The sequence below is a fragment of the Pseudomonas sp. SDO524_S393 genome (assembly GCF_054071875.1).
Genome location: NZ_JBSVVZ010000010.1, coordinates 1 through 18,785, shown reverse-complemented (window position 1 = coordinate 18,785; position 18,785 = coordinate 1). Strand labels below are relative to the sequence as shown.

Genomic DNA, 18,785 nt, shown 5'->3' with positions numbered 1-18,785 from the left:
GAACTACTTACGGGATCCAGTTTGGAACGGGGGATTAATGGGCCGATCGTTTGGCTTTAAATAATCTGGTTTGGCAGTAAGGAGATACTTTCATGAAAACTAATTGCGTGCGCGCTTTCGTGCTCTTGGGCATGGTCTTGTCTAATGCAGCCCTGCGGGAAGTTTTGGCTGGCCCTGCAGAGGATGCCATTGGTCAAGAGGCTGCTACGGTACTAAGCAAACGATACGATGACACAAGTGATGGTTGTCCAAAAGCACCGGGTATTGTGTGTAATGGTGTTTTGTTAAGGTCAACGGTTCCCGGCCCAACCTTCCGGTTCTGGGGGGTTAGCCCGAATGCGGCAAAAAAAAATGGCCTGTCATTTTCATACCTGCGTAGGGACATAAACTTTGATAGGACGATAAGGGATGATGATAATGGTTTTTTTGTTGATCCGCCTATTGGTAATCGTCCTGATAAAAAAGATATTACAATCAATTGTGCGTTCCCAAAAGATGGTTGGACTGATTTCCGTAATCAAGAAGGGTGCGGGGTAAGTTCAAATGGCGGTGCTGTAAGCGCATCCTGCGAGACACAAAATATCTTGACGGGTGTTCAATGGATTGGAAAATTTAAGTCAGAGGGGTATGACAATCAAAAGCAATGCAGCTTTAATTTAAGGGAGGGGCGAGGCATCGACGCGCTGGACGCATTTAAAGCTTTTGTGGAGGCGTCTAAGCTTCTTACACCACAACCTCTGAATCAACAGAATGAAGTCATGTTGGGTATTGCGAATCCTGCAAATCTGAATGATCCGGTTTACTGGGACTACAATGACCCCGCTACCTTGCCTATAAGAGCTGTGTATTTCATACCCAATCCTCAGGGGGCAGGGCAGGGGTTGTTGGATGCTCAATATGATCAGGGCGATTACTGTAAGTACACGGATAAGTTTCTGCCGATTATTCGGTTGACTCTACCAAAGACTGCTCAAGAGAAGGCGACCTTTAGTTACAATCCCGGTGACCAAAAGGCATGCGTTCCGCCACCCGCCGTAGGTCAATACATTCAGAAAGGCGAGTGGATCAATCGATACGATCCCGGTACTGGCAAGAATGAATGGAGTTTGCGACTAACCCCCACCGATCTTGGTCGTAATGTGAGGGATGACGCCACCACCGTCCAGGTGATGGCTGAGATTGTCAAACTGTTTGGTAACGATCCGCAGTGGAAGTCCCCACCCGGCGCAGGGGCCAGTATGCGTGAGCAGTTAATCTGTCATTACTTGGATGCACGGAATAAACCGCAATGGAACCTCGAACCTTTCCGTCCTGCCACCACGACCGCAAACTCCCGTAAGTACGGCTGCAATCATTTGTGATCTATCCCTGTATCAGAGGCGCTACGCAGTGCCTCTGATACAGACAAGGCGTGTTCTATGGCCTTCGGATTGTAATCCCGAATCAAGACCCCATTCACGTCCACAAACGGAATCCCGCCGCCCCCCAGCGCCTCATACGCCTTGCGCGCCTGGGCGTCCTTCTCGATATCGAACGCCTGGTAGGGAATGCCCTTCTGATCGAGGAACCGGCGGATCTGCTTGCAGTAGCCACACCACTCGGTGGCATAGAGTGTCACGCGAGCCGAGGCGCGTACGTGCTCCGGCACCCCCTGCGAGGGGTTGAACACCCGCTCGATCTTGCCCCAGTTCTGAAACACCACCACCACGAGCAAGACCAGCAGGACTTTCTTGAAGACCCCGCCGAGCATCAGTTGCGGCGCTTGAGCTGGTCGGTCAATTGGGTCGGCAGGCCCTTGATGATCAAGGTACCGGCGGCTTCGTCATACTCGATCTTGTCGCCCAGCAAATGCGCTTCGAAGCTGATGGACAAGCCTTCTGCACGCCCGGTAAAGCGGCGAAACTGGTTGAGGGTGCGTTTGTCCGCCGGGATTTCCGGCGACAGGCCGTAGTCCTTGTTGCGGATGTGGTCATAGAAGGCTTTTGGTCGATCTTCATCGATCAGCCCCGACAGTTCCTCCAGGCCCATGGGTTCGCCCAGCTTGGCCTGGCTGCTGGCGTAATCGACCAGGGTCTTGGTTTTTTCGCGGGCGGATTCGTCCGGCAGGTCTTCGCTTTCGACGAAGTCACTGAATGCCTTGAGCAGGGTGCGGGTCTCGCCCGGGCCGTCGACGCCCTCCTGGCAACCGATGAAGTCACGGAAATATTCCGAGACCTTCTTGCCGTTCTTGCCCTTGATGAACGAAATGTACTGCTTGGATTGTTTGTTGTTCTGCCACTCGGACACGTTGATCCGTGCTGCCAGGTGCAACTGGCCCAGGTCCAGATGGCGCGAAGGGGTCACGTCCAGCTCGTCGGTTACCGCTACGCCTTCGCTGTGGTGCAGCAGGGCGATGGCCAGGTAGTCAGTCATGCCTTGTTGGTAGTGGGCAAACAGCACATGGCCGCCGGTGGACAGGTTGGACTCTTCCATCAGCTTCTGCAGGTGCTCGACTGCGGTACGGCTGAACGTGGTGAAATCCTGGCCACCGTCGAAATAGTCCTTCAACCAGCCGCTGAACGGGTGCGCGCCGGACTCGGCGTGGAAAAAGCCCCAGGCCTTGCCTTGTTTGGCGTTGTAGCTCTCGTTGAGGTCGGCAAGCATGTTCTCGATGGCGGCCGACTCGGACAATTCCGAATCACGGGCATGAAGAACTGCGGGTGTGCCGTCGGGTTTTTTGTCGATCAGGTGGACGATGCAATGACGGATCGGCATGGGCTTCTCGGCTGGTTGAAGGGGAGCGGTGGGCCTCCCCGAAAAGTCGCCCAGTGTACCGCACCCATTGGCCAAGACGCGCTTCGAAGGCCATTTTGGGTGGTCTCCGACGGGCCATATGCCTTTTTTTCACGGTTTAGAGCGATAAAGCTGACCAAATGGGTAGGTAGAAGCGGATATTTCCCCGTCTCTGTGCTAGTTTTGCCCCGTCTTACGCCAAGTATCGGCGTTAAGCGTGCATTCAGCATCTGTCAGGTCGAACCAATCCCCGTTTCAGGCATCTATAACCCCGATCTCCGTGGTTATGGCCGGGGGTGCCAGGCCTAGACGGTCAGGCTCGACGGCTGACACTGCACTCTGCAATCCATATGAATTTGATAGGGAAGGAACACCACAATGGCTTTGACTAAAGACCAACTGATCGCTGATATCGCTGAAGCTATCGACGCGCCAAAAACCACCGCGCGCGCAGCTCTGGAACAACTGGGCCAGATCGTTGCCGATCAGCTGGAAAACGGCGCCGAAATCACTCTGCCAGGCATCGGCAAACTGAAAGTGACCGAGCGTCCTGCCCGTACCGGCCGCAACCCTTCGACTGGCGCTGCCATCGAAATCGCTGCCAAGAAAGTGGTGAAGTTCGTTCCAGCCAAAGTGCTGACCGACAGCATCAACAAGTAAGACGCCGCAAAAAAAAACCGTGCTCTGGAGCGATCCAGGCACGGTTTTTTGTTGCCTGTGATTTATCAGCGCTTGGGCGCCCAGCCTTGGCGCCACACCTGTTGTTCGTTGTGGGTCTGGAAGGTCCAGGCGACAAAACGACTCTGTTTCTGCCCCTGAGACATCTCCACCACTTGGCTTTCCAGCACGCCGGCCTTTTTCAGTGCGGTTTCGATGGCTGGCAGGTTCGATGCTTTTGACACCAGGGTGCTGAACCACAAGACCCGATGGCCGATTTGCGCGCTTTCAGCGATCAGCTGCGTGACGAATCGCGCTTCGCCGCCCTCACACCAAAGCTCGGCCGCCTGGCCACCGAAGTTCAGTACCGGCAACTTGCGTTTTGGATCGGCCTTGCCCAAAGCACGCCATTTGCGCTGGCTACCCCGCGTGGCTTCCTCCAGCGAGGCATGGAAGGGTGGGTTGCACATCGTCAGGTCAAACCGTTCGCCCGGCTCCAGCAGGCCCAGCAGGATCTGCTTGGGGTTGGTTTGCTGGCGCAATTGGATGGCCTTGTTCAGCCCGTTGGATTGCACAATGGCCTTGGCGGACGCCAGGGCGGTGGCGTCGATCTCGGATCCGAGGAAGTGCCAGCGGTAATCGCTGTAGCCGATCAGCGGGTAGACGCAGTTGGCGCCCATGCCCACGTCGAGCACCTTCACTGGCGCGCCGCGGGGAATCACGCCTTCGTTGACGCTGGCCAGCAGGTCGGCGAGGAAGTGCACATAGTCGGCGCGACCTGGTACGGGCGGGCACAGGTAGTCGGCCGGGATGTCCCAGTGCTGAATGCCATAGAACGCTTTCAGCAGCGCTCGGTTGAAGACGCGCACTGCATCCGGGCTGGCGAAGTCGATGCTTTCCTTGCCATAGGGGTTGATGATCACGAATTTCGCCAGCTCCGGCGTGGTCTTGATCAACGCCGGGAAGTCGTAACGGCCCTGATGGCGATTGCGTGGGTGCAAGGTGGCTTCTTTGCGCACCGTGACGGGCTTGGCCGGCGTCACGGCGTTGGGCTTCTTGCGGGGTGGTTTGGGCGAGGTTGGGGCGGTCATGATGATTCGGGTACTGGACTCAAAGTGGCGGACATTGTCACACATCCTGAGCTCAACCCGGTCAACTACGGGTGTTCAGCTGGGCGTGATGTTTTCAAGGCAAAAAAAAAGAGACCCGAAGGTCTCTTTTTAAGCGACTCGCACCTTACAGGCTCGAAATCCGCGCATGTTGCTCCGCCAGCTTGCCCAGCGCCTGTTCGGCCTCGGTCAGTTTGGCGCGCTCCTTCTCGATCACCTCGGCCGGCGCCTTGTCGACGAACGCCGCGTTGGACAGCTTGCCGCCCACTCGCTGCACTTCGCCTTGCAGGCGCGCGATTTCCTTGTCGAGACGGGCCAGTTCCGCACCCTTGTCGATCAAGCCGGCCATTGGCACCAGCACTTCCATCTCACCGACCAGGGCGGTGGCAGACAGCGGTGCTTCGGCATCGGCTGCCAATACGGTGATGGACTCCAGCTTCGCCAGCTTCTTGAGCAGCGCATCGTTCTCGCCAAGACGGCGCTGATCTTCAGCGCTGGCGTTCTTCACGAACACCGCCAGTGGCTTGCCTGGTCCGATGTTCATTTCGGCGCGGATGTTGCGCGTGCCGAGCATCAGGGTCTTGAGCCATTCGATATCGCTTTCGGCGGCTTCGTCGATGCGCGATTCGTTGGCCACCGGCCAAGGTTGCAGCATGATGGTCTTGCCCTGAATGCCGGCCAGCGGCGCGAGACGCTGCCAGATTTCTTCGGTGATGAACGGCATGAACGGGTGCGCCAGGCGCAGCGCCACTTCCAGCACGCGCACCAGAGTGCGGCGAGTGCCGCGCTGGCGTTCGATTGGCGCGTTTTCGTCCCACAGCACGGGCTTGGACAGTTCCAGGTACCAGTCGCAATACTGGTTCCAGATGAACTCGTACAAGGACTGCGCGGCCAGGTCGAAACGGAACTGGTCGAGCTGGCGGGTCACTTCGGCTTCGGTGCGCTGCAATTGCGAGATGATCCAGCGATCGGCCAGGCTCAATTCGACGGCTTCGCCGTTCTGACCGCAGTCTTCGCCTTTGTCCAGCACGTAGCGTGCAGCGTTCCAGATCTTGTTGCAGAAATTGCGATAGCCTTCGACGCGGCCCATGTCGAACTTGATGTCGCGACCGGTGGACGCCAGCGAGCAGAAGGTAAAACGCAGTGCGTCGGTGCCGTAGCTGGCGATGCCATCGGCGAATTCGTCGCGGGTCTGCTTCTCGATCTTCTTCGCCAGTTTTGGCTGCATCAGGCCCGAAGTGCGTTTCTGCACCAGGGATTCCAGGTCGATGCCGTCGATGATGTCCAGCGGGTCCAGGACGTTGCCCTTGGACTTGGACATCTTCTGGCCCTGACCATCGCGCACCAGGCCGTGCATGTAGACGGTCTTGAACGGGACCTGCGGCGTGCCATCCTCGTTCTTCACCAGGTGCATGGTCAGCATGATCATCCGGGCAACCCAGAAGAAAATGATGTCGAAACCCGATACCAGCACGTCGGTCGGGTGGAAGGTCTTGAGGGCGTCGGTTTTTTCCGGCCAGCCGAGGGTGGAGAAGGTCCACAGGCCCGAGCTGAACCAGGTGTCCAGTACGTCGTTGTCCTGTTGCAGCGCAACGTCCGGGCCGAGGTTGTGCTTGGCGCGCACTTCGGCTTCGTCGCGGCCCACGTAAACCTTGCCCGAAGCGTCGTACCAGGCCGGAATGCGGTGGCCCCACCACAGCTGACGGCTGATGCACCAATCCTGGATGTCGCGCATCCACGAGAAGTACATGTTTTCGTATTGCTTGGGCACGAACTGGATGCGGCCGTCTTCCACTGCGGCAATGGCCGGTTCGGCCAGCGCTTGGGTGGACACGTACCACTGGTCGGTCAGCCACGGCTCGATCACGGTGCCGGAGCGGTCGCCCTTCGGCACTTTCAGGCCGTGGTCGTCGACGCTGATCAGCAGGCCGGCGGCGTCGAAGGCGGCAACGATCTGCTTGCGTGCTTCGAAACGGTCGAGGCCGGCGAATTCAGCCGGAATCTTGCCGTCGATGCTCTCGTTCAGCGTACCGTCCAGGTTGAACACCTGGCAGGCCGGCAACACGGAGGCGTTCTTGTCGAAGATGTTCAGCAACGGCAGGTTGTGACGCTTGCCGACTTCATAGTCGTTGAAATCGTGGGCCGGGGTGATTTTCACGCAGCCGGTGCCGAATTCAGGGTCGCAGTAGTCGTCCGCGATGATCGGGATGCGACGGCCAACCAGCGGCAGCTCGACGAACTTGCCGATCAGGGCCTGGTAACGCGCGTCGTTCGGGTTAACCGCGACGGCGGAATCGCCGAGCATGGTTTCCGGACGGGTGGTGGCGACGATCAGGTAGTCATTGTCTTCAGCGGTCTTGGCGCCGTCGGCCAATGGGTACTTGAGGTTCCAGAGGAAGCCTTTCTCGTCGTGGTTTTCCACTTCGAGGTCGGAAATCGCCGTGTGCAACTTGGTGTCCCAGTTGACCAGGCGCTTGCCGCGGTAGATCAGGCCGTCTTCGTGCAGGCGTACGAAGGCTTCTTTTACGGCTTCCGAAAGGCCGTCGTCCATGGTGAAGCGCTCGCGGCTCCAGTCGACGGACGAACCCAGACGACGGATCTGACGGCTGATGTTGCCACCGGACTGGTCCTTCCATTCCCAGATTTTTTCCAGGAATTTCTCGCGGCCCAGGTCGTGGCGGTTCTGGCCCGTGGCTTCGAGTTGACGCTCCACCAGCATCTGGGTGGCGATACCGGCGTGGTCGGTGCCTGGCTGCCACAGGGTGTTGCGGCCCTGCATGCGGCGGAAACGGATCAACGCGTCCATGATCGCATTGTTGAAGCCATGGCCCATGTGCAGGCTGCCAGTGACGTTCGGTGGCGGAATCATGATGGTGTAGGAATCGCCCGCGCCTTGCGGGGCGAAATAATTCTCGGATTCCCAGGTCTGGTACCAGGAAGTTTCGATAGCGTGCGGCTGGTAGGTCTTATCCATGCGCGGCGGGACCCTAGTTGGCATTTATTCAGGAAAGCCGGCAAGTATAACGGGGCAGGGCGTGGAGGGCGAGTTGAAGACGGTCTAAAGGTCGATGCATAACAATGTGGGAGCAGGCAAGCCAGCTCCCACAGGCGATCTTTGTCTGTCTCAGGATTGGTACTGGCTGAGCAACCGCTCCATCCGCGCATCCAGCCGACGCTTGATCTCGGTCTCGATATGCGGGGCAAAGTCGTCGATCACGTCCTGCATGATCAGTTGCGCAGCGGCGCGTAGCTCGTTGTCCAGGTGCAGCAGCAGGGCGTCCGGGGCTTTTTCAACCGCAGCGGGGGCTTCTTCTGCAATGGGCGCTGCCTCGGCAGGCTCCGGCGCTGCGGGTTTGCCGCCGACCATATCGAACAACAGCGGAATCTGTACCTCGCCCTCGACCGATTCGGTCAGCAGCGGCGGTTGCAAGTCATCATCACCCAACAACTGGCGGATCGACTCGAGGTCATCCAGCAGGTGGTCATCTTTTTTTAGAGGATTTGGCGTGTCCATCGTGTACTCAAAGTCGTTGTAGCCGGTGATCCTGCAAAGGATAGCCCTGTTCCCGATAGAAACGGAAACTCTCCCGCGCGGCCTGACGAATAGCCGGGTCTTCCACCACCACTTCGGCCACGCGGGCGAAAGAGTTGGCGAAGGACGGCACTTTCAGGTCCAGGTTGACCAGCAGGTCCTTGTGATCGCCGCAGCTATTGCCCAAACCCAGCACCACCAGGCCTTCGGGTTCCGACTCGGCGGGGCCGTGGGGCACAAAGCTTTCGCCCTTGAAGCGCCACAGGCGTGCGTCAAGCTCGTCACGCTGGGCGGCATCGCTGCAATGCAGGTAGATGCGGTGGCCCATGCGCCAGGCTTTTTCCGTGAGTTTGCAGGCGAAGTCCAGGCGCGCGAGCGGGTCGGCGCTGGGCAGGATATAGAAGTCGACTTGGGTCATTGCGGTTCCCGAGACCGGGGTGGCGTGAGGGCCGCCCCGGATTCTTCAGTGTCAGGCCTTGGCGCGATCCAGCAGGTACTGGGTCAGCAACGGCACCGGACGGCCGGTGGCGCCCTTGTCCTTGCCGCCGCTGGTCCAGGCGGTGCCGGCGATGTCCAGGTGGGCCCAGTTGAAGTTTTTGGCAAAGCGCGACAGGAAGCAGGCGGCCGTGATGGTGCCGGCTTTCGGGCCACCGATGTTGGCGATGTCGGCGAACGGGCTGTCCAGCTGTTCCTGGTATTCGTCGAACAGCGGCAGTTGCCAGGCGCGGTCGTCGGCTGCTTTACCGGCGCTGAGCAGTTGCTCGATCAGTTCGTCGCTGTTGCCCAGCAGGCCCGAGGTGTGGGAACCCAGGGCGACGATGCAGGCGCCGGTCAGGGTGGCGATGTCGATCACGGCCTGCGGCTTGAAGCGTTCGGCGTAGGTCAGGGCATCGCACAGCACCAGGCGGCCTTCGGCGTCGGTGTTGAGGATTTCGACAGTCTGGCCGCTCAAGGTGGTGACAATGTCGCCCGGACGGGTGGCGCCGCCGCTCGGCATGTTCTCGGCGCAGGCCAGGATGCACACCAGGTTGATCGGCAGTTTCAGCTCCAGCACGGCGCGCAGGGTGCCGAACACGCTGGCGGCACCGCCCATGTCGTACTTCATTTCGTCCATGCCCAGACCCGGCTTGAGGCTGATGCCGCCGGTATCGAAGGTGATGCCTTTACCCACCAGGGCGTAAGGTTTTTCGGACTTTTTGCCGCCGTTGTATTGCATCACGATCAAGCGTGGTGGCTGGTCGCTGCCCTGGCCTACGGCATAGAACGAGCCCATGCCCAGTTCCTTGATCTTCTTCTCGTCCAGCACTTCGACCTTCAGGCCCTTGAACTCTTTGCCCAGTGCCTTGGCCTGTTCGCCAAGGAACGTCGGGTGGCAGATGTTCGGCGGCAGGTTGCCCAGGTCGCGGGTGAACGACATGCCGTTGGCGATGGCCGTGGCATGGGTGACGGCTCGTTGGACTTCAGCCTGTGCCGCCTTGATGGTCAGCAAGGTGATTTTCTTCAGGGCGCGGGGTTCGGCTTTCTGGCTCTTGAACTGGTCGAAGATGTAACCGCCGTCCACCAGGCTTTCAGCCAGCAGGCGGGTCTTGCCATAGCTGTCGCGGCCTTTGACCACGATTTCATCGAGCGCCAGGGTTGCATCGCTGCCGCCCAGGCCTTTGAGGGTAGTCAGAATGCCGCTGACGATTTTGCGGAACGGGCGGTCGCCCAGTTCGGCGTCCTTGCCCACGCCCACCAGCAATACGCGGTCGGCCTTGAGGTTGGGCAGGCTTTGCAGCAGCAGACTCTGGCCCACTTTGCCGGCCAGGTCACCACGCTTGAGGACCGCGCTGATGGCGCCGCCGCTCAGTTCGTCGAGTTGTTTGGCGGCAACGCCGAGCTTGCGGCCTTCGCCGACAGCGACCACGAGGGTGGCGGTTTTCAACGTTTCGGGGCTAACGCTTTTTACAACCAATTCCATGTTCGGGTCCCTTTATAAAGGTCTTGAGAGCCTGGCGTCTGTACCCAGGCTTTAAAGCTTGGCGGCTGTGTAAACCGCCAGCGACAAAGGCCGCAGTTTGAACCTCGCCAGCGGAGGCTGACAACCCTTGGCGGCAGCTTTGTGCATGTGCGCGAGGTTGCGCAGTGACAGGCGCGGTCAATCACAGGATAATGCGCCATCTTTTTAGTCGGCCTGGTGCAAACAGGCTGACTCGGTATGCTTGCTTGTTTGGCCGCCTTAGCCTGACAACCCTGGAGTGTCTGGTTTGATCGTCTTCCGTTATCTGTCCCGCGAAGTCCTGTTGACCCTGAGTGCCGTGAGTGCGGTATTGCTGGTCATCATCATGAGTGGTCGTTTCGTCAAATACCTGGCCCAGGCTGCTTCGGGGGCCCTGGATCCGGGGTCGCTGTTCCTGATCATGGGCTTTCGCCTGCCGGGCTTCCTGCAACTGATCCTGCCCCTGGGGCTGTTTCTCGGGATCCTGCTGGCCTATGGCCGGTTGTACCTCGAAAGCGAAATGACCGTCTTGTCGGCCACCGGCATGAGCCAGCAGCGCCTGCTGGGCATGACCATGATCCCGGCCGCCGGTGTCGCGCTGATCGTGGCCTGGCTGAGCCTGAGCCTGGCGCCCCAGGGCGCGATGCAATTCCAGCTGGTACTCAACAAGCAGGACGCCATGACCGAGTTCGACACTCTCGAGCCGGGCCGTTTCCAGGCACTCAATGACGGCACGCGGGTGACCTACACCGAAACCCTGACCGATGACCGTGCCAACCTGGGCGGGGTGTTCATTTCCGAGAAGCGCCTGGGTCAGGACAAGAAAGACCGTGGCATTTCCGTGCTGGTGGCCGATTCCGGTCGCCAGGAAGTGCGTCCGGACGGCAGCCGTTACCTGATCCTCGAAAATGGCTATCGCTATGACGGCAGCCCTGGTCAGGCCGATTACCGTGCTATCCAGTACGACACCTATGGCGTGATGCTGGCTCGCCCGGACGTCAGCGATGAAGTGACCGACCGCGACGCCATCCCCACGCCCGACCTGCTGGGCAGCAAGGAACTGCGTTCCATCGCCGAGCTGCAATGGCGTATTTCCCTGCCGTTGCTGGTGTTTATCGTGACCCTGATGGCTGTGCCGCTGTCGCGCGTCAATCCGCGCCAGGGCCGTTTCCTCAAGCTGTTGCCGGCAATCCTGCTGTACATGGCTTATCTGACCATCCTGATTTCCGCCCGTGGCTCCCTGGAGAAGGGCAAGCTGTCGCCGACCCTGGGTCTGTGGTGGGTACACGCAATTTTCCTGGCCATCGGCCTTGGGTTGCTCTACTGGGAGCCGATCCGCTTGAAAATGATGAGCCGTCGCGGCCAGAAGGAGTTGGCTCGTGGCTAAGCTCGATCGCTACATTGGTAGCAGCGTACTGATCGCCATCCTGGCGGTGTTGGGCATCATTCTTGGGTTGGCGTCGTTGTTCGCCTTCATCGATGAAGTGGGCAATGTCAGTGATACCTACACGGTTTGGGATGTATTGAGCTTCGTCGCCCTGACCGCGCCGCGCCGTCTCTACGACATGATGCCGATGGCAGCGCTGATCGGCTGCCTGATCGGCCTGGGCAGCCTGGCCAGCAACAGCGAACTGACCATCATGCGTGCGGCGGGCGTGTCCATCGGTCGTATCGTCTGGGCGGTGATGAAACCCATGCTGCTGCTGATGCTGTGCAGCGTGCTGATTGGTGAATACGTGGCGCCGCCGTCCGAAACCACGGCCCAGGCCAACCGCGCCCTGGCCCAGGGTTCGGGTGACGCGCAAAGTTCCAAGCATGGCCTGTGGCACCGTCAGGGTGACGAGTTCATTCATATCAACGCCGTGCAACCTGGCGGCCTGCTGATTGGGGTGACGCGCTACACCTTCGACAAGGAGCGTCACCTGTTGTCGTCCAGTTTCGCCAAACGTGCGCAATACACTGACGAAAAGTGGCAACTGACCGATATCACCACTACTTACTTCCGCAATGTCGGCCAAGGCACCAAGGCCAGTACTGAAGTGATCAACGTGCCGACCGAGCAGTGGGACATTGCGCTAAAGCCTCAATTGCTCAGTACGGTCGTGATGATCCCCGAAAGCCTGCCGATCTCCGGGCTATGGGGGTATATCCACTATCTGAAGGATCAGGGGCTGAACAATGGCCGTTACTGGCTGGCGTTCTGGGTCAAAGTGTTGCAGCCGGTGGTGACCGCTGCGCTGGTGCTGATGGCCATCTCGTTCATCTTTGGTCCGCTGCGCTCGGTGACCCTGGGTCAGCGCGTATTCACTGGTGTGCTGGTGGGCTTCACCTTCCGTATTGCTCAGGATCTGCTCGGCCCTTCGAGCCTGGTGTTCGGTTTCTCGCCGCTGTTTGCGGTGCTGGTACCGACGGCCATTTGTGCCCTGGCCGGCTTCTGGCTGCTACGCCGGGCCGGTTGATACCGCGCTTATGAACAAAAAATGCCCCGGTCTCCCTGCCGGGGCATTTTTGTTCTGGTCAGCAAAGATGACGTCTGGGCTGAGCATCAGGTACAATTCCCGGCTATTTTTCGGCGGGCAATCTGCCTGCAGCCTTTTTGAGTGTTGACCCGTGAGTGATTTGAGTCATATCCGCAATTTCTCCATCATCGCCCACATTGACCATGGCAAGTCGACGCTGGCCGATCGATTCATCCAGATGTGCGGCGGCCTCGCCGAGCGTGAAATGGAAGCCCAGGTGCTGGACTCCATGGACCTCGAGCGCGAGCGCGGGATCACCATCAAGGCCCACAGCGTTACCCTGTATTACAAGGCCAAAGACGGCATCACCTATCAGCTGAACTTCATTGACACCCCGGGCCACGTCGACTTCACCTACGAAGTCAGCCGGTCCCTGGCGGCCTGTGAAGGTGCGCTGCTGGTGGTGGACGCCGGCCAGGGCGTCGAGGCGCAATCGGTTGCCAACTGCTACACGGCAATCGAGCAGGGCCTGGAAGTGATGCCGGTACTGAACAAGATCGACCTGCCCCAGGCCGAGCCCGAGCGCGTCAAGGACGAGATCGAGAAGATCATCGGCATCGACGCCACGGACGCCGTGACCTGCAGCGCCAAGACCGGCCTGGGTGTCGACGAAGTGCTCGAACGCCTGGTGCAGACCATTCCGGCGCCGACCGGCGAAATCGAAGGTCCGCTGCAAGCTTTGATCATCGACTCCTGGTTCGACAACTACCTGGGCGTTGTTTCCCTGGTGCGCGTGCGCAACGGTCGCGTGAAGAAAGGCGACAAGATCCTCGTCAAGTCCACCGGCAAGGTGCATCTGGTCGACAGCGTGGGCGTGTTCAACCCCAAGCACACCGCCACCGCTGATCTGAAAGCCGGTGAAGTGGGCTTCATCATCGCCAGCATCAAGGACATTCATGGTGCACCGGTGGGTGACACCCTGACCCTGAGCTCCACCCCTGAAGTGGACGTGCTGCCAGGCTTCAAGCGCATTCAGCCACAGGTGTACGCGGGTCTGTTCCCGGTCAGTTCCGACGACTTCGAAGACTTCCGCGAGGCGCTGCAAAAGCTGACCCTCAACGACTCTTCCCTGCAATACACCCCGGAAAGCTCCGATGCGTTGGGCTTCGGTTTCCGCTGCGGCTTCCTGGGCATGCTGCACATGGAAATCATCCAGGAGCGCCTCGAGCGCGAATACGACCTGGACCTGATCACCACCGCGCCAACGGTTATTTTTGAGCTGTTGCTGAAAACCGGTGAAACGATTTACGTGGACAACCCGTCCAAGCTTCCGGACGTGTCCTCCATCGACGATATGCGCGAGCCTATCGTGCGGGCCAATATTCTTGTGCCGCAGGAACACCTGGGCAACGTCATTACCCTGTGCATCGAGAAGCGTGGCGTGCAACACGACATGCTGTTCCTCGGTAACCAGGTGCAAGTGACTTACGATTTGCCGATGAACGAAGTGGTCCTGGACTTCTTCGACCGTCTCAAGTCCACCAGTCGCGGCTATGCTTCGCTGGACTACCATTTCGATCGCTACCAATCGGCTAATCTGGTGAAACTGGACGTGCTGATCAACGGCGACAAGGTGGATGCCCTGGCACTGATCGTGCACAAGGACAACGCGCACTACAAAGGTCGGCAGTTGACCGAGAAGATGAAAGAGCTGATTCCGCGCCAGATGTTCGACGTCGCGATCCAGGCCGCCATTGGCGGGCAGATCATTGCGCGGACCTCCGTCAAGGCACTCAGAAAGAACGTATTGGCCAAATGCTACGGCGGTGACGTCAGTCGTAAGCGCAAGCTGCTCGAGAAGCAAAAGGCCGGTAAAAAACGCATGAAGCAAGTAGGTAACGTGGAAGTTCCACAAGAAGCCTTCCTTGCGGTGCTCAGGTTGGATAGTTAGGTCCTATGTCGCTAAATTTCCCGCTGTTGCTGGTCATCGCCGTAGCCGTCTGTGGTTTCCTGGCGTTGCTCGATCTGGTGTTCTTCGCCCCGCGTCGGCGGGCGGCTATCGCGTCCTATCAGGGCAGCGTCAGCCAGCCCGATGGCGTGGTGATCGAGAAGCTGAACAAGGAACCCTTGCTGGTTGAATACGGCAAGTCGTTCTTCCCGGTGTTGTTCATCGTGCTGGTGCTGCGTTCGTTCCTGGTGGAGCCGTTTCAGATTCCTTCGGGGTCGATGAAACCTACCCTGGATGTGGGCGACTTCATCCTGGTGAACAAGTTTTCCTACGGGATCCGTCTGCCGGTGATCGACAAGAAGATCATCGAAGTCGGTGATCCGCAGCGTGGCGATGTGATGGTGTTCCGCTACCCGAGCGACCCGAACGTCAACTACATCAAGCGTGTGGTGGGGCTGCCGGGCGACGTGATTCGCTACACCAGCGACAAGCGGCTGTTCATCAACGGTGAGTCGGTGGCCGAGAAACTGCTGGGTGCCGAGCCGAACACCTTGGGCAGCGCCGAGTTGTACCAGGAAAAACTCGGTGCGGTGGAGCACGAAATCCGCAAGGAAATGAGCCGCTACCGTTCGCCGCCTGACACCGAATGGAAGGTGCCTGCCGGGCACTACTTCATGATGGGCGACAACCGTGACAACTCCAATGACAGCCGTTACTGGGATGATCCCAACATTCCCAAGGACCTGCTGGGCATGGTTCCCGACCAGAACATCGTCGGCAAGGCCTTCGCGGTCTGGATGAGCTGGCCGGAACCGAAGCTCAGTCACCTGCCGAACTTCTCGCGGGTCGGGCTGATCAAGTAATACAGGCGGCGCTGTGATCACAGCGCCGAATGCTTTTCTGGGGGAGGGACAATTCATGGCCTGCCCCCATGCCGTACCAATCAGGATTTGAATTTGAACACTGCGTCAATCGTCGATGGCCGCCGGTGCCACCAAACAGATATGGGTAAACCGTGAGCGTTTCTTTAAGCCGCCTCGAGCGCCAGCTCGGCTACACCTTCAAGGACCAGGAATTGATGGTCCTTGCCCTCACACACCGCAGCTTTGCAGGGCGCAATAACGAGCGCCTGGAATTCCTCGGTGATGCCATCCTCAATTTCGTCGCAGGCGAGGCGTTGTTCGAACGCTTTCCCCAGGCCCGTGAAGGCCAGTTGTCGCGCTTGCGCGCACGCCTGGTGAAGGGCGAGACCCTGGCCGTGCTGGCCCGTGGCTTTGGCTTGGGTGAATACCTGCGCCTGGGCTCCGGCGAATTGAAAAGCGGTGGTTTTCGCCGCGAATCGATCCTGGCCGATGCGCTCGAAGCGTTGATCGGCGCGATCTACCTCGATGCGGGTATCGAAGCGGCCAAGGAACGTGTCACCGCGTGGCTGACCTCCGAGATCGAGAGCCTGACGCTGGTCGACACCAACAAAGACCCCAAGACCCGCCTGCAGGAATTCCTGCAGTCCCGCGGGTGTGAACTGCCACGCTACGAAGTGGTGGATATCCAGGGTGAGCCCCATTGCCGCGTGTTCTTCGTGGAATGTGAAGTCACCTTACTGAACGAAAAAAGCCGAGGTCAGGGTGTGAGCCGTCGTATTGCCGAACAGGTAGCGGCTGCAGCAGCACTGATTGCCCTGGGCGTGGAGAATGGCCATGACTGAATCAACCGCAACGCGCTGTGGCTATGTTGCCATCGTCGGCCGTCCCAACGTGGGCAAGTCCACGCTGCTGAACCACATCCTGGGCCAGAAGCTGGCGATCACCTCGCGCAAGCCGCAGACCACCCGCCACAACATGCTGGGCATCAAGACCGAAGGCAACGTGCAAGCGGTCTACGTCGACACCCCGGGCATGCACAAGGGCGGCGAAAAGGCTCTGAACCGCTACATGAACAAGACCGCTTCCGCGGCGTTGAAAGACGTGGACGTAGTGATCTTCGTGGTCGACCGCACCAAGTGGACCGAAGAAGACCAGATGGTTCTGGAGCGTGTGCAGTACGTCACCGGCCCGCTGATCGTCGCGCTGAACAAGACCGACCGCATCGAAGACAAGGCCGAGCTGATGCCGCACCTTACGTGGTTGCAGGAGCAGTTGCCGAACGCGCAGATCATCCCGATCTCGGCCCAGCACGGGCACAACCTCGATGCCCTGGAACGTGTGATTGCCGAGCACCTGCCGGAGAACGAGCATTTCTTCCCGGAAGACCAGATCACCGACCGTAGCAGCCGTTTCCTTGCCGCCGAACTGGTGCGCGAGAAAATCATGCGCCAGATGGGCGCCGAGTTGCCGTACCAGATCACCGTTGAAATCGAAGAGTTCAAGCAGCAGGGCAAGACCTTGCATATCCATGCGCTGATCCTCGTCGAGCGCGATGGCCAGAAGAAAATCATCATTGGTGACAAGGGCGAGCGCATCAAGCGCATCGGCACCGAGGCGCGCAAGGATATGGAGTTGCTGTTCGACTCCAAGATCATGCTCAACCTGTGGGTGAAGGTTAAGGGCGGCTGGTCCGATGACGAGCGTGCGCTGCGCTCCCTGGGCTACGGCGACCTCTGACACACTGCGGAACCTCTGTGTGAGCGGGCTTGTGTGGGAGCTGGCTTGCCTGCGATAGCGGTGGTGAATTCACTACAGCTATCGCGGGCAAGCCCGCTCCCACATTGGTTTGTTGCTGTTCTTGAGTTCTGCAATGAGGCTTCCATGTCCCAATCCCCACTCCCCAGCCAACCCGCCTACGTCCTGCACAGCCGCGCCTACCGCGAGACCAGTGCTCTGGTGGACTTCCTTACGCCCCAGGGTCGCTTGCGTGCGGTGCTGCGCAGCGCGCGGGGCAAGGCGGGTACGCTGGCGCGACCATTTGTGGCCCTGGACGTGGAGTTTCGCGGCAAGGGCGAGCTGAAAAACGTCGGGCGCATGGAAAGCGTCGGTACCTCCGCCTGGCTCAACGGCGATGCGTTGTTCAGTGGCCTGTACCTCAATGAACTGCTGACCCGCCTGCTGCCCGCCGAGGATCCGCACCCGGGGCTGTTCGATCACTATGCCGCCACCTTGCTCGCCCTTGCCGAAGGCCGCCCGCTCGAGCCCTTGCTGCGCGCCTTCGAATGGCGCCTGCTCGATGATTTGGGCTACGGCTTTGAGCTGGCCAATGACTTGCACGGCGAGCCCATCGCCGCTGACGGCATGTACCGCCTGCAAGTGGACGCGGGTCTTGAACGTGTCTACCTGCTTCAACCCGGTCTGTTCCAGGGCACCGAGTTGCTGGCCATGAGCGAGGCCGACTGGACAGCGCCCGGCGCCTTGTCCGCTGCCAAGCGCCTGATGCGCCAGGCCCTGGCCGTGCATTTGGGCGGACGGCCGCTGGTCAGCCGCGAGTTGTTTCGAAAGCCCTGACAACCCCGTGTATGCTGTGCGGCGTTTCTTTCCCTTTTCAGGAGCGCTTCCGTGACCACCAGCAATCGCATTCTTCTTGGCGTCAACATCGACCACGTCGCCACCCTGCGTCAGGCCCGGGGCACCCGTTACCCGGACCCGGTCAAGGCCGCGCTGGACGCCGAAGAAGCAGGCGCCGATGGCATCACCGTGCACCTGCGCGAAGACCGTCGCCACATCCAGGAGCGTGATGTGCTGGTGCTCAAGGACGTGCTGCAAACCCGCATGAACTTCGAAATGGGCGTCACCGAAGAAATGATGCAGTTTGCCGAGCGCATCCGTCCGGCGCACATCTGCCTGGTGCCGGAAACCCGCCAGGAACTGACCACCGAAGGCGGCCTCGACGTGGCTGGCCAAGAGGCGCGGATCAAGGCGGCGGTGGAGCGGCTGTCGAAGATCGGCAGTGAGGTTTCGCTGTTTATCGATGCCGACGAGCGTCAGATCGAAGCCTCGCGCCGCGTTGGCGCACCGGCAATCGAACTGCACACCGGGCGCTACGCCGATGCGACCACGCCAACCGAAGTGGCTGATGAACTGCAACGTATCATCGACGGCGTGAGCTGTGGCCTCAAGGAAGGCTTGATCGTCAACGCCGGCCACGGCCTGCACTACCACAACGTTGAAGCGGTAGCCGCAATCAAAGGCATCAACGAACTGAACATCGGCCATGCGCTGGTGGCCCATGCCCTGTTCGTCGGTTTCAAGGGGGCTGTGGCCGAGATGAAAGCGCTGATCCTGGCGGCTGCCAAGATTTGATCTAACACAGTCTAAAAGCCACTGAAGATCAAAAAATGTGGGAGCGGGCTTGCTCGCGAATGCGGTGGTTCAGTTGACACATCTATGACTGACCCACCGCA

General features: G+C 59.5%; 17 protein-coding genes. 10 read left to right on the top strand and 7 right to left on the bottom strand.

What is annotated here, in order from left to right; all coding sequences use genetic code 11:
- Window positions 1-92 precede the first annotated feature (92 nt).
- Window positions 93-1,361: a DUF2599 domain-containing protein gene (locus ACW9IB_RS06795; RefSeq protein ID WP_457412892.1), complete on the top strand. Its 1,269-nt coding sequence runs from the start codon at window positions 93-95 to the stop codon at window positions 1,359-1,361.
- Here ACW9IB_RS06795 and ACW9IB_RS06790 read toward each other — a convergent pair.
- Together ACW9IB_RS06790 and yejK are read right to left on the bottom strand one after the other, a co-directional pair.
- Complete coding sequence (locus ACW9IB_RS06790) at window positions 1,352-1,750, bottom strand: glutaredoxin family protein (RefSeq protein WP_457412890.1); 399 nt, start codon at window positions 1,748-1,750, stop codon at window positions 1,352-1,354. The two genes, ACW9IB_RS06795 and ACW9IB_RS06790, sit on opposite strands and share 10 nt — an antisense overlap.
- Entirely contained in the window at window positions 1,750-2,754 is a 1,005-nt protein-coding gene (yejK, locus tag ACW9IB_RS06785; RefSeq protein WP_177016398.1) for a nucleoid-associated protein YejK, read from the bottom strand. The genes ACW9IB_RS06790 and yejK overlap by 1 nt, the downstream gene beginning before the upstream one ends.
- Window positions 2,755-3,150: 396 nt before the next feature.
- On the opposite strand from yejK, the gene ACW9IB_RS06780 reads away from it, so the two are divergent.
- Window positions 3,151-3,432, top strand: a complete 282-nt coding sequence (locus ACW9IB_RS06780; protein ID WP_457369001.1) for an HU family DNA-binding protein — start codon at window positions 3,151-3,153, stop codon at window positions 3,430-3,432.
- Window positions 3,433-3,497: 65 nt separating this feature from the next.
- Here the strand turns inward: ACW9IB_RS06780 and rlmF are convergent, their stop codons facing one another.
- From rlmF to ACW9IB_RS06755, 5 genes are all read right to left on the bottom strand, one after another.
- Complete coding sequence (gene rlmF / locus ACW9IB_RS06775) at window positions 3,498-4,520, bottom strand: 23S rRNA (adenine(1618)-N(6))-methyltransferase RlmF (RefSeq protein WP_457412888.1); 1,023 nt, start codon at window positions 4,518-4,520, stop codon at window positions 3,498-3,500.
- Window positions 4,521-4,665: 145 nt separating this feature from the next.
- A complete protein-coding gene (locus ACW9IB_RS06770; protein WP_457412886.1) occupies window positions 4,666-7,512 on the bottom strand; it encodes a valine--tRNA ligase in 2,847 nt (948 codons plus the stop codon).
- A gap of 150 nt (window positions 7,513-7,662) precedes the next feature.
- The gene (locus ACW9IB_RS06765) at window positions 7,663-8,052 is read right to left on the bottom strand and encodes a DNA polymerase III subunit chi (protein ID WP_457368998.1); all 390 of its coding nucleotides are present in this window, start codon (window positions 8,050-8,052) and stop codon (window positions 7,663-7,665) included.
- A gap of 7 nt (window positions 8,053-8,059) precedes the next feature.
- A complete protein-coding gene (locus ACW9IB_RS06760; protein WP_457412884.1) occupies window positions 8,060-8,488 on the bottom strand; it encodes a DNA polymerase III subunit chi in 429 nt (142 codons plus the stop codon).
- A gap of 51 nt (window positions 8,489-8,539) precedes the next feature.
- Window positions 8,540-10,030: a leucyl aminopeptidase gene (locus ACW9IB_RS06755; RefSeq protein WP_457412883.1), complete on the bottom strand. Its 1,491-nt coding sequence runs from the start codon at window positions 10,028-10,030 to the stop codon at window positions 8,540-8,542.
- 286 nt (window positions 10,031-10,316) lie between these two features.
- Here ACW9IB_RS06755 and lptF point away from each other — a divergent pair, with 286 nt between their 5' ends.
- The 8 genes from lptF to pdxJ all read left to right on the top strand — a co-directional run bounded on the left by lptF (window position 10,317) and on the right by pdxJ (window position 18,684).
- On the top strand, window positions 10,317-11,435 hold the full coding sequence (gene lptF, locus ACW9IB_RS06750; protein WP_457368995.1) for an LPS export ABC transporter permease LptF: 1,119 nt from the start codon (window positions 10,317-10,319) through the stop codon (window positions 11,433-11,435).
- A complete protein-coding gene (gene lptG / locus ACW9IB_RS06745; RefSeq protein WP_457412881.1) occupies window positions 11,428-12,507 on the top strand; it encodes an LPS export ABC transporter permease LptG in 1,080 nt (359 codons plus the stop codon). Before lptF ends, lptG begins: the two co-directional genes overlap by 8 nt.
- A 151-nt stretch (window positions 12,508-12,658) precedes the next feature.
- Window positions 12,659-14,458, top strand: coding sequence for a translation elongation factor 4 (lepA, locus tag ACW9IB_RS06740; RefSeq protein WP_457368993.1), 1,800 nt, complete (start codon window positions 12,659-12,661; stop codon window positions 14,456-14,458).
- A gap of 5 nt (window positions 14,459-14,463) precedes the next feature.
- Window positions 14,464-15,318, top strand: coding sequence for a signal peptidase I (lepB, locus tag ACW9IB_RS06735; RefSeq protein ID WP_457368992.1), 855 nt, complete (start codon window positions 14,464-14,466; stop codon window positions 15,316-15,318).
- A 152-nt stretch (window positions 15,319-15,470) separates the two neighbouring features.
- Window positions 15,471-16,160 carry a ribonuclease III gene (gene rnc / locus ACW9IB_RS06730; protein WP_457368991.1) on the top strand — a complete coding sequence of 230 codons (690 nt, stop codon included), beginning with the start codon at window positions 15,471-15,473 and terminating at the stop codon, window positions 16,158-16,160.
- Window positions 16,153-17,055 (top strand): GTPase Era, encoded by a 903-nt coding sequence (era, locus tag ACW9IB_RS06725; RefSeq protein ID WP_457368990.1) that lies wholly within the window; start codon window positions 16,153-16,155, stop codon window positions 17,053-17,055. The genes rnc and era overlap by 8 nt, the downstream gene beginning before the upstream one ends.
- Before the next feature lie 144 nt (window positions 17,056-17,199).
- Window positions 17,200-17,889 carry a DNA repair protein RecO gene (gene recO, locus ACW9IB_RS06720; RefSeq protein WP_457412879.1) on the top strand — a complete coding sequence of 230 codons (690 nt, stop codon included), beginning with the start codon at window positions 17,200-17,202 and terminating at the stop codon, window positions 17,887-17,889.
- A 51-nt stretch (window positions 17,890-17,940) separates the two neighbouring features.
- A complete protein-coding gene (gene pdxJ / locus ACW9IB_RS06715; RefSeq protein WP_457412878.1) occupies window positions 17,941-18,684 on the top strand; it encodes a pyridoxine 5'-phosphate synthase in 744 nt (247 codons plus the stop codon).
- Window positions 18,685-18,785 lie beyond the last annotated feature (101 nt).